We start from the raw sequence: 9,160 nt of genomic DNA, 5'->3' as shown, positions 1-9,160 counted from the left end.
GGTCACCAGATCCACCGCCATGGCCTCACGGCGCAGCCCCGCCACCAGAGCCCGCCCCATCAGCGGCTCGTCCTCCACGACGAGTACGCGCACGTGCTTTCCTCCCTCACCTCTCCGGTTCACATCGGGTCGACAGCCGGGAGCCGCGACCGGATGGCAGAGCTCACGGCGCCATCTCATCGCAGAGGTTGTTTGGCCGGTGTATGCGAATTTCCTTATGCTCACCACATACGGCGCCTGCGGGCCCCGTGGTCAGACCATGCGTTGCACGGCGACCATCGCCACGTCGTCGGTGGGCCGCGCGCCGACGTATCGCAGCAGGTCGGACCGTAGGGCGTCGAGCATCTCGTCCGCGTCACGGTCGGTCCACCGGGCCACCCGGTTGGCCAGCGGGTAGAAGCAGCCGGCCGCGTCGCGTGCCTCGATGACGCCGTCGGTGTAGAGCAGCAGCCGGTCGCCGACGGCCAGCTCATAGGTGTCCACGTGATGCTCTCCGGCGCGGAGATCACCGAGCCCCAGCGGCAGTGCGGATTCCATGGGATCGAGGGGGAGCACCTTGTCCCGGCGGATGAGCAGTGGCGGCGGGTGGCCGCTGTTGGCGATCCGGACCACGTCCTCTCCCTCCTCGAACTCCACCATCACCGCGGTGACGAACCCCTCCAGCGCCCGGCGGCGGGAGACGGAATCCGGTGCCTCGCCGGAGATGGCCTGCACGTCGACGAGATCGTCGCGCAGGCTGCGGTCCAGGAAGTCGGGCAGCTCCGCCAGTGGGGTGCCGTTCCTGGCCGCCTGCCGGAAGGCCGTCAGCAGATAGACGACCACTTCGACCGCGCCGATCCCTTTTCCCTGCACGTCACCGACCATGACGCGGACAGCGCGTGGCGTGACGGCGGCCGCGTACATATCGCCGCCGATATTGGCCTCCTTCTCCGCCGCGATGTACACGGAGGAGATCGACAAGGGGCCGAGCCGAGGGGGAAGCGGTCGCAGCAGCAGGTCCTGCATGACGGTGGCGACCCAGCGCGACTGCGCGAGTTCGCGTTCGCGCCGTTGCCGCAGTGAGGCCGTCACGACGGACGCGACGCTGATCAGCGCCACGGTGGCGAACGAGATGGGGAAGGCCTCGGTGCCCAGGGTGTCGTTGCTGACCGCCGCGACGGCGACACTGGCCAGCGTCAGCACCACGACGAAGAGGACCTGCCCCGGGGCCAGGAAGGTCGCCGAGAGTGCGGGCACCGCCACCATCAGTCCGCCGATCCGGATATTCGGAGTCGTCAGCAGATCGAAGCCGAGCAGCCCGGCCAGGCACACGAGCGCCGCCGCCAGCTTCACGTACGGCCGGCGCAAGAGGCGCGACGACGTGGCTGCCCCAGTCGTGCCCATGCCCCCAAACTACGTCTCGACTGCCCGCCCCGCCTCCCACGCACCGCCTGCTCCGCGCTGCCCGTCCGCGCCCTCACCGCTCCAGGCCGGCTTCGAGGTCGTCCAGCGTCCGGCGTGCTTCGGCGATCCGAGCCCGTAGTGCCGCGGTCGGGTCGTCCGCGGGCACCGGTCGCGCGGGGACGGGGTGGTCCTGTCCGGCTTCGAGTTCGCGTGCCTCTTGCAGGGAGTTGATGACGACACCGATGAGGAGGTTGACGAGGACGAACGATCCGAGCAGGACGAAGGAGGCGAAGTAGACGATGGACCAGCGGGAGATCTCCAGCCCGGCCCGGACCGCGTCTCCGAGGCCGTCGAGGGTCATGAGGAGGAAGAGGGTGAGGACGGCGCGGCCGAAGGACCCGTAGTGCTCGGGATCGTCATCGGCGAAGAAGACCCAGCCGATCATGGCGTACACATACAGCAGGAGTGCCCCGACGAGCAGGAAGCTCAGCGTGCCGGGCAGGCTTTTGCCGACAGCGACGATCACGACGCGCAATTGGGGGAGGAATCGCGCGGCGCGCAGCACCCGGGCCAGCCGCAGGAGCCGCAGCACGGTGGCGTTCTCGCGGGCGAACGGCATGAAGGCCGTGGCGACGACGAGCAGGTCGAAGATGTTCCACGGGTCGCGGAAGAAGTCTCCGGGGCGGTCGGCGTGGGCGGCGGCGCGCAGCAGTATCTCGGCGGTGAAGGCGGCGAGGAAGAGATGCTCGGCGGCCTTCAGGACCGTGTGCCATTGGTGTACGACACCGGTATAGGTCTCGATGCCCAAGAGCGCGGCGTTGGCCGCGATGAGGCAGAACACGGTGGCTGTGAACGCGCTGGAGTCCACCATGCGGCGGGCGCGGTCGGCGAGCCTGCGCCGTAACCGCGCAGCGGTCCGTTCGGACATGGGGTGAGTCGTTTCCTCGCAGACCTGTTCCTGCTCTCCAACAGGTGTGGATCTTAGAGGGTGTTGGTGCCGGGGCGGACGGTCGGCCAGGATCTGGCCGCTCCCGCTCTTTCGCGATGGCGTCGGCCGGCGAGCGGCCGCGTGACCGGGGGGCGTGGACGGCGCGTACGGCGTATGTACGACCGTCCAGAAGCAGCCCGGCCGCGTCCGGCTCGATCGCGTCTTCCCGCGCGGAGCGCCGGGACCGAGACGGGCAAAGCCCCCCTCGGGGGGCGATCTTCTCCACCGACCGGGGCGCTTTTCGGACGTTCCCCGGCGAGCCGCCGGGATGCCGCCTGCGCGGGGCACCCGACCTCTATGCTTCTACACGCGTGTAGAAAACACGAGGGGTGACCCGGACGTTCCCGGCTGCCCCGCGGGCGACGGGCAGTCGGCCGGGAGGGGTGCCGTGCGCCACATCGCGCAGGGCATCGGCCACCGGAGCTGTGCGTCGCCCGGATCATCCATCGTTTCCCTGGGAGGGCCGTCGTGGCTTCGATCGACCTGGACAAGGTGCTGGACAAGGCGTGGGCGGACAAGAGTCTGCCGGAGATCCTCGCCGCGCCGGTGGCGGCACTGAAAGGAGTCTCCGACCGGGACGGCGAACTCCTCCAGGAGGCGTTCGGCGTCAAGACGGTCGCCGATCTGGCCGACTTGAAGTACGCGCGCTGGGCTCAGGCCCTGGCCGCGCTGGACACCTCCGCCAAGTAACCCTGGCTCGTCCACTGGTGGGCTCCACCCCCTTCGGGGCCCACCGGCCGGCGACGGAAGAACCACACGGACACATGAAGGAGTGAACGCCACGATGGTGTTCAAACGGCTGCTCGGCTCGCTCGGCGTGGGCGGGCCCACGGTGGACACGGTCCTCGCTCCGGGCGCGGTGCTGCCCGGCGGCGCCCTGAGCGGACAGGTCCATCTCAAGGGCGGCAACACCGACTTCACGATCGAGCACATCACCCTGGAACTCGTGGCCCGCGTCGAAGCGGAGCACGACGGCGGGGAGTCCGAGGGCGCGGTTGTCTTCGACCGGGTCAGCGTCGGCGGGAATTTCCGCCTCGCCGCCGGTGAGCCGCACAGTGTGCCCTTCAGCGTGATGCTGCCGTGGGAGACCCCGGTCACCGAACTGTACGGGCAGAGCCTGGGCATCGTCCTCGGAGTGCGTACCGAGCTGGCGGTGGCCGGCGCGAAGGACAAGGGCGACCTCGACCCGCTGGCGGTACGGCCGCTGCCCGCCCAGGAAGCGATCCTGGAGACGCTCGGACAGCTCGGCTTCGGCTTCAAGTCCGCGGACCTGGAATACGGGCACATCGGCGGCACCGGCCAGCAGCTGCCCTTCTACCAGGAGATCGAACTCGCCCCGTCCCCGCGGTACGCGCACCAGGTCAACGAGATCGAAGTGACCTTCCTGGCGAACCCGGGCGGACTGGAGGTGGTCCTGGAGGCCGATAAGCGCGGCGGCTTCTTCTCCGGGGGCCACGACGCGGTGACCCGCTTCACCGTCAACCACCACGACGTCGAACAGATCGACTGGCACGCCGAAGTCGACTCCTGGATCCGCCGGCTGGTCGAGCACCACGCCCCCTCCGGCGGTCACGGCTCGTACGGACAGGGCGGCCCGTACGGACAGGGCGGCCCGTACGGGCACAGCGGGTCGTACGGGCACGGCGGCTCGCACCACGACGGCCACTACGGACACGGCGCGCCCCATAACGCCCACAGCGGCCCCATCCACAAGGACGAGCACGGCCACGGCGAGCACCACCACGACGGCGGCCACCGCTCCGGGCCCGGTATGGGTACCGCGATCGCGGCCGGCGCCGCGGGACTCGCCGTCGGCGTCGTCGGCGGCATGGTCGCCGCCGAAGTCATCGACGAGGTGGGCGACTTCTTCGAAGGCGACGACGAGGAAGAGGGCGATGAGGGCTGAGACGTCCTCGCCCCCCTGGTAACTTCTACATCACTGTAGAAGGAGTGGTTGTCCGGGCCGTCTCCCCTTCGGCCCGGACCGCCTCTGACACGTACGGAGTTCTCATGGCCCTGTGGGACCGCATCAAGGAGTCCGCATCGACGATGCAGACCCAGCTCAACGCCAAGAAGAACGACCTCAAGAGCGGCGCCTTCCGCGACGCCAGCATGGCGATGTGCGCGCTGGTCGCCGCCGCGGACGGCACCATCGACCCGTCCGAGCGCCGCAAGGTGGCACAGCTCATCTCCACCAACGAGGTGCTGCAGAACTTCCCCGCCCAGGACCTGCAGCGCCGCTTCGACGACAACTGCGACAAGCTGGCCGCCGACTTCGACTTCGGCAAGGTCAGCGTCCTGCAAGAGGTCGCCAAGGCCAGGAAGAAGCCCGCCGAGGCCCGTGCCGTGATCCAGATCGGCATCGTCATCGGCGGCGCCGACGGCGACTTCGACAAGGACGAGCAGGGCGTGGTCCGCGAAGCGTGCTACGCGCTCGACCTGCCGCCGCACGAGTTCGACCTTTAGGCCGTGTTGCGCGGCGGCCCGGCTATATCGGGGTGGCCGCCTGCAGGATGAGGAACAGCGTGACGGCGGAGTTCGCCGAGGACAGCGCCGAGATGGTGGTGCCCGCGGCGGCTCCCCAGGCGGCCAGGCCCACCGTGGTGAAGACCGGCGGCCAGACGCGTCCGGCGGGCGCTGGGCCGAGCAGGGCGGCGACCCGGCGCGGCACAGGGCCCGCGGCCGCGAATCCCGCGAGCGTGGCGATCGGCGCGCCCCGGGAGATCAGCGCGGACTTGCCGATCGCCAGTGCCACGGTGCGCCGGCTGCCGATGTGGGCGGCCGCTTCCTCGTCCGCCCACCGCTCGGCCGTGTAGGCGACGGCGGTACGCAGCGGCCTCAGGAACGGGTTGGCCCGCGCCGCGAGCTGCACGGTGAGCAGGAAACGGTGGTGACGGCGCGCCAGATGGATGCGCTCGTGCGCGAACAGGGCCCGCCGCTCGCCGGCGTTCAGCCCGGCCAGCATGCCGGTGGTGACCACGACGCGGTCCCGCGTACCGGGCAGCGCGTAGGCGTACGGCATCTCATCGGGCAGCACCGCCACCTGTGTGGCCGGCAGCCCCGCGAGGGCACGCTCCGCCCGGCGGCGTACGCGGTGATGGCGCCACGCCGCCCGCCCGCACGCGGAGAGCACCGCGATCAGGGCGGGGATGGCGGTCTTGCCCGCGATCTCGTCGTGGGGCACGGCTTCGCGTACCTCCGGGTCCGACCACGCGTCCGGCAGCGGATTGCCCGGTAGTTGGGCGGTGCCGACCACCACCAGCAAGGCCAGGCACAGGGTGCTGCACACCGCGAGCACCCCGGCGACGCCCGTCAGCAGCCAGGTCGCGGCCCGCGGGTGCAGGTGCTGTTCGGCCAGCCGGGCGATCGGCCAGGCCGTCAAGGGCAGGACCAGCGGCAGGAAGACGAAGACCCCCATGGCGTCAGTCTTCCCCCTCCGCGGGTGCCAGGGCCAGCAGGCCGCGCAGCAGTTGTTCGTCGCCCGGCGTCAGGGCGGTCAGGAAGCTGGCCAGGACCGCCTCCCGGTCCGTCTCGGCGTCCAGGACCTTGCGCATCCGCAGCGCCGCCAGCCCGGCCTCGTCGGCGACCGGGGTCCACTCGAACGACCGGCCCGCCCGCTTGCGGGCGACCGCGCCCTTGGTGTGCAGCCGGGTCAGGATGGTCATCACCGTGGTGTAGGCAAGGTCGCCGCCCAGGCGTTCCTGGACCCAGGCCGCGGTGACCGCCCCCGGGGCCTGGCGCAGCGCGGCGAGCACCTGTGCCTCCAACTCGCCCTGGCCGCGCCGACGGGGCTGCTGCTCCGGACCGCCCTTGTTCTGGTCCGCCACGTCCATCTCCCTCCCCGCCCAGGTGCCCCGCACGCCGTCGCAGGGGTGGTTCATCGTACTGAGTCGCGGCCCGGTCACCGGACGGTCTTCCGGCGTGCGCACGGGGTCCGGCGGTACGGCGGAACGGGCCGCGCCGCCGACCGATCCCAGCCCCCGCCCCGCCCCGCCCCGGCCCCCGCCCCCGCCCCCGCCCCGGCCGCCGCAGACTCCCTTCCGCACACCTCCGTGCACCTTCGTACACCTCCGCACACCCTGCCCGGGAAGCCCCCAGCAACTTCTACAGTGCTGTAGATTTAAGGGACCGGTACGCACGGTCCGGCCCTCGACCGGGGGCGGGGTGCGGGAACACGCGAAGGGAACAGCGACATGGGTGTGAGTCTGGCCAAGGGCGGCAACGTCTCGCTCAGCAAGGAGGCGCCGGGCCTGACCGCCGTCCTCGTCGGGCTCGGCTGGGATGCGCGCAGCACCACCGGCACCGACTACGACCTGGACGCCAGCGCCCTGTTGGTGGACGACAGCGGCAAAGTGCTCTCCGACCAGCACTTCATCTTCTACAACAACCTGAAGAGCCCCGACGGTTCGGTCGAGCACACCGGCGACAACCTGACCGGCGAGGGCGAGGGCGACGACGAGTCCCTCAAGGTCAACTTGACCACCGTCCCCGCCGGTGTGGCGAAGATCGTCTTCCCGGTCTCCATCCACGACGCCGAGAACCGCGGCCACAGTTTCGGCCAGGTACGCAACGCCTTCATCCGCGTGGTCAACCAGTCGGGCGGCGCCGAGCTGGCCCGCTACGACCTGAGCGAGGACGCCGCGACCGAGACCGCGATGGTCTTCGGCGAGCTGTACCGGCACGGCGAGGAGTGGAAGTTTCGCGCCGTCGGCCAGGGCTACGCCAGCGGCCTGGCCGGGATCGCCGCCGACTTCGGCGTCGGCGTCTGACGCCACCACCACCCCTCTTCGGCGCTCGGCACCCGCGGCCGCCCACCCGAGGAGAACGCCACCGGCGCCCCGGCCACCGGCCGGGGCGCCGCCTCACCGCCTCACCGCCTCACCGCCTCACCGCCTCACCTGAACGAGACGCCGGCATCAGGCCGGCATCCACGACGGGCCTCTCCGGCTGCGGGGTCCATGAAGCGCGACAAGGACCACGGCCACGGGCGGCGGGCCGTGGGCAGACACGATCGGGGGACTTCTCATGCACGCGTCCGACCGCCGCGAGGCGGCAGACGGAGCGGACTTCGAGCAGGTGCTGCGCCTCGCCCTGGACACCCCGGAGATCCGCGAGTCCCTGCGGCGCTCCGGCGTACGGGCCGATGCCGAACGCCTGCGCTCCCGGGCGCTGGCGGCGACCGAGACCATCTCGGCCGCGGCCGCCCCCGAGTACGCCGTCTACCTCCGGCTGCGGGACACGACCGGGCATTCCACAGCCCGCCGCCCCGATCGTCCTCAACGGTTTCAGCAGCCTCAACAGATGGACGACGCGAAGGGCGGGCGCGGGCTGCTCGCGGCGCTGGCCGTACTCGCTCCGGTCCTGTCCGTCATGGCGGCGACGATATTCCTGCTCATCGGCTACGCCCTGCGCCTGGCCGATTCCCAGCAGCCCCTCGCGGACGCGTTGGTGGGCACCGGCTGGCTCACCGCGGCCCTGGCGGCGCTCACGGCGCTCATCGCGGCCGCGGCGCTGGTCGTCACCGCCGTGCGGCACCGCTCCGCGCCCGGCGGACACCCGCACCATCAGGCCCCGGCCGTCATCGAGGCTCGCGCGGCGTGGCGTCAAGCACTGCTGGAACGCGGCATGCTGCCCTTCCTGCGCCAGCAACTGCACCTGCCGGCACCCGCCCGTGCCCCGGCCCCGGCTCCGGGCCCAGCCGCCGATGCCGACGCACAGCCGTCGCCGCCCCGGCCGGCCGCCCGCGATCCGCTCCCGGAACGCCGCACCCCCCTGGGCTACACCAGCCCCGATTTCGCGAGCCCGGACTTCACCGGCCCCGCGGCGCCTCGCGGGACCGACACCTCCTGAACCACCCCGGCCGAGAAGCCGTCGCCACCCCCTGCCACCCGACCACCGGGGAGAAGAGGAACACCCATATGGGCATCAGCGAGATCGCCATCATCCTCATCGTCGTCATATTGGTCTTCGGTGCCAAGAAACTCCCCGAACTCGCCCGCTCCATGGGCAAGTCGGCGCGCATCCTCAAGAGCGAGGCCAGGGCGATGAAGTCCGACCGGACCCCGCCGGCCGCTGAGGGCACACCCTCCCCCGGAACCGCGGCCCCGGGCGTCATCCGGCCCGCCCCCGGCGACGTCACCAGCCCGCACCCCACCGCGCGGCCGGGCGACGACGCACCGCGGCCCTGACCAGCCCGCGAACTCCCCTGTGCGCGTCCCTTCCACGCGTTCCTTCCGTGCGCGTCGCTTCCGTGCGCGTCCCTCCGTCGTCCGCCACACCGAGTCGTCCGCCACACCGAAACGAAAGCAGCGTCACGTCATGGGCATCGTCAGCTGGATAATCCTCGGGCTCCTGGCCGGAGCCATCGCGAAGTTCATCCTGCCCGGACGCGATCCGGGCGGGCTCATCGTCACGACCCTCATCGGTATCGCCGGCGCCTTCACCGGCGGCTGGCTCTCCGCGAAGTTCCTCGACCGACCCATACAGAACGAGTTCTTCGACCTCGCGACATGGGGTGCGGCAATCGGCGGCTCCCTGGTCCTGCTGATCGCGTACCGCCTCCTCTTCGGCAGTTCCCGCGACTGACCCGCAGGCAGCACGCTTCACGGCCGGGGCGCGTTCCGGCCAAGTTTGTTGCGCGTTGAACGAATACTGACCGTGCTCCGTACTCACAAGTGGCCCGGGGCCGCCCCGGTTCTTGTGGGGGCGGGGAGAGGGCGGTCTCGCCTTGGGGGGGGAACATCCATGGACTTCTTCCCACCCCCGACCGACCCCCCCCACGACCGAACC

General features: G+C 71.0%; 11 protein-coding genes and 1 pseudogene. 7 read left to right on the top strand and 5 right to left on the bottom strand.

Annotated elements, in window-relative coordinates; translation table 11 throughout:
• The 3 genes and pseudogenes from ACZ7LS_RS24470 to ACZ7LS_RS24460 all read right to left on the bottom strand — a co-directional run.
• Positions 1–93: pseudogene (locus ACZ7LS_RS24470) on the bottom strand (response regulator transcription factor); the annotation flags it as partial.
• A gap of 159 nt (positions 94–252) precedes the next feature.
• Positions 253–1,383: a PP2C family protein-serine/threonine phosphatase gene (locus ACZ7LS_RS24465; RefSeq protein WP_385136105.1), complete on the bottom strand. Its 1,131-nt coding sequence runs from the start codon at positions 1,381–1,383 to the stop codon at positions 253–255.
• A gap of 73 nt (positions 1,384–1,456) precedes the next feature.
• Positions 1,457–2,311: an ion transporter gene (locus ACZ7LS_RS24460; protein WP_385136107.1), complete on the bottom strand. Its 855-nt coding sequence runs from the start codon at positions 2,309–2,311 to the stop codon at positions 1,457–1,459.
• Positions 2,312–2,839: 528 nt separating this feature from the next.
• Between ACZ7LS_RS24460 and ACZ7LS_RS24455 the strand changes: the two genes are divergently transcribed.
• From ACZ7LS_RS24455 to ACZ7LS_RS24445, 3 genes are all read left to right on the top strand, one after another.
• The gene (locus ACZ7LS_RS24455) at positions 2,840–3,061 is read left to right on the top strand and encodes a hypothetical protein (protein ID WP_382525257.1); all 222 of its coding nucleotides are present in this window, start codon (positions 2,840–2,842) and stop codon (positions 3,059–3,061) included.
• Between the two features lie 94 nt (positions 3,062–3,155).
• Positions 3,156–4,277 (top strand): sporulation protein, encoded by a 1,122-nt coding sequence (locus ACZ7LS_RS24450; RefSeq protein ID WP_385136111.1) that lies wholly within the window; start codon positions 3,156–3,158, stop codon positions 4,275–4,277.
• Positions 4,278–4,381: 104 nt separating this feature from the next.
• Positions 4,382–4,837, top strand: a complete 456-nt coding sequence (locus ACZ7LS_RS24445; protein ID WP_382525261.1) for a tellurite resistance TerB family protein — start codon at positions 4,382–4,384, stop codon at positions 4,835–4,837.
• A 22-nt stretch (positions 4,838–4,859) separates the two neighbouring features.
• On the opposite strand, the gene ACZ7LS_RS24440 is transcribed toward ACZ7LS_RS24445, so the two are convergent.
• Together ACZ7LS_RS24440 and ACZ7LS_RS24435 are read right to left on the bottom strand one after the other, a co-directional pair.
• Complete coding sequence (locus tag ACZ7LS_RS24440; protein ID WP_385136113.1) at positions 4,860–5,789, bottom strand: M56 family metallopeptidase; 930 nt, start codon at positions 5,787–5,789, stop codon at positions 4,860–4,862.
• Positions 5,790–5,793: 4 nt separating this feature from the next.
• A complete protein-coding gene (locus ACZ7LS_RS24435; protein WP_382525265.1) occupies positions 5,794–6,204 on the bottom strand; it encodes a BlaI/MecI/CopY family transcriptional regulator in 411 nt (136 codons plus the stop codon).
• Between the two features lie 360 nt (positions 6,205–6,564).
• On the opposite strand from ACZ7LS_RS24435, the gene ACZ7LS_RS24430 reads away from it, so the two are divergent.
• The 4 genes from ACZ7LS_RS24430 to ACZ7LS_RS24415 all read left to right on the top strand — a co-directional run bounded on the left by ACZ7LS_RS24430 (position 6,565) and on the right by ACZ7LS_RS24415 (position 8,956).
• Positions 6,565–7,140, top strand: a complete 576-nt coding sequence (locus ACZ7LS_RS24430; protein ID WP_382525267.1) for a TerD family protein — start codon at positions 6,565–6,567, stop codon at positions 7,138–7,140.
• Positions 7,141–7,396: 256 nt separating this feature from the next.
• On the top strand, positions 7,397–8,221 hold the full coding sequence (locus tag ACZ7LS_RS24425) for a hypothetical protein (protein ID WP_385136115.1): 825 nt from the start codon (positions 7,397–7,399) through the stop codon (positions 8,219–8,221).
• A gap of 68 nt (positions 8,222–8,289) precedes the next feature.
• Positions 8,290–8,559 (top strand): Sec-independent protein translocase subunit TatA, encoded by a 270-nt coding sequence (gene tatA, locus ACZ7LS_RS24420; RefSeq protein ID WP_382525270.1) that lies wholly within the window; start codon positions 8,290–8,292, stop codon positions 8,557–8,559.
• Positions 8,560–8,689: 130 nt separating this feature from the next.
• Positions 8,690–8,956, top strand: coding sequence for a GlsB/YeaQ/YmgE family stress response membrane protein (locus ACZ7LS_RS24415; RefSeq protein ID WP_382525272.1), 267 nt, complete (start codon positions 8,690–8,692; stop codon positions 8,954–8,956).
• Positions 8,957–9,160 lie beyond the last annotated feature (204 nt).

This window comes from Streptomyces sp. NPDC039430, from assembly GCF_055639435.1.
The sequence above is the reverse complement of the archived record's forward strand: the minus strand, read 5'-3'. Positions and strand labels throughout refer to the sequence as shown.

Bases quoted from the DNA above. Each gene is read 5' to 3' on its own strand.
- ACZ7LS_RS24445 (WP_382525261.1), top strand. From the start codon at position 4,382: ATGGCCCTGTGGGACCGCATCAAGGAGTCCGCATCGACGATGCAGACC.
- tatA (WP_382525270.1), top strand. From the start codon at position 8,290: ATGGGCATCAGCGAGATCGCCATCATCCTCATCGTCGTCATATTGGTC.
- ACZ7LS_RS24465 (WP_385136105.1), bottom strand. From the start codon at position 1,383: ATGGGCACGACTGGGGCAGCCACGTCGTCGCGCCTCTTGCGCCGGCCG.
- ACZ7LS_RS24450 (WP_385136111.1), top strand. From the start codon at position 3,156: ATGGTGTTCAAACGGCTGCTCGGCTCGCTCGGCGTGGGCGGGCCCACG.
- ACZ7LS_RS24435 (WP_382525265.1), bottom strand. From the start codon at position 6,204: ATGGACGTGGCGGACCAGAACAAGGGCGGTCCGGAGCAGCAGCCCCGT.
- ACZ7LS_RS24460 (WP_385136107.1), bottom strand. From the start codon at position 2,311: ATGTCCGAACGGACCGCTGCGCGGTTACGGCGCAGGCTCGCCGACCGC.
- ACZ7LS_RS24430 (WP_382525267.1), top strand. From the start codon at position 6,565: ATGGGTGTGAGTCTGGCCAAGGGCGGCAACGTCTCGCTCAGCAAGGAG.
- ACZ7LS_RS24415 (WP_382525272.1), top strand. From the start codon at position 8,690: ATGGGCATCGTCAGCTGGATAATCCTCGGGCTCCTGGCCGGAGCCATC.
- ACZ7LS_RS24440 (WP_385136113.1), bottom strand. From the start codon at position 5,789: ATGGGGGTCTTCGTCTTCCTGCCGCTGGTCCTGCCCTTGACGGCCTGG.
- ACZ7LS_RS24425 (WP_385136115.1), top strand. From the start codon at position 7,397: ATGCACGCGTCCGACCGCCGCGAGGCGGCAGACGGAGCGGACTTCGAG.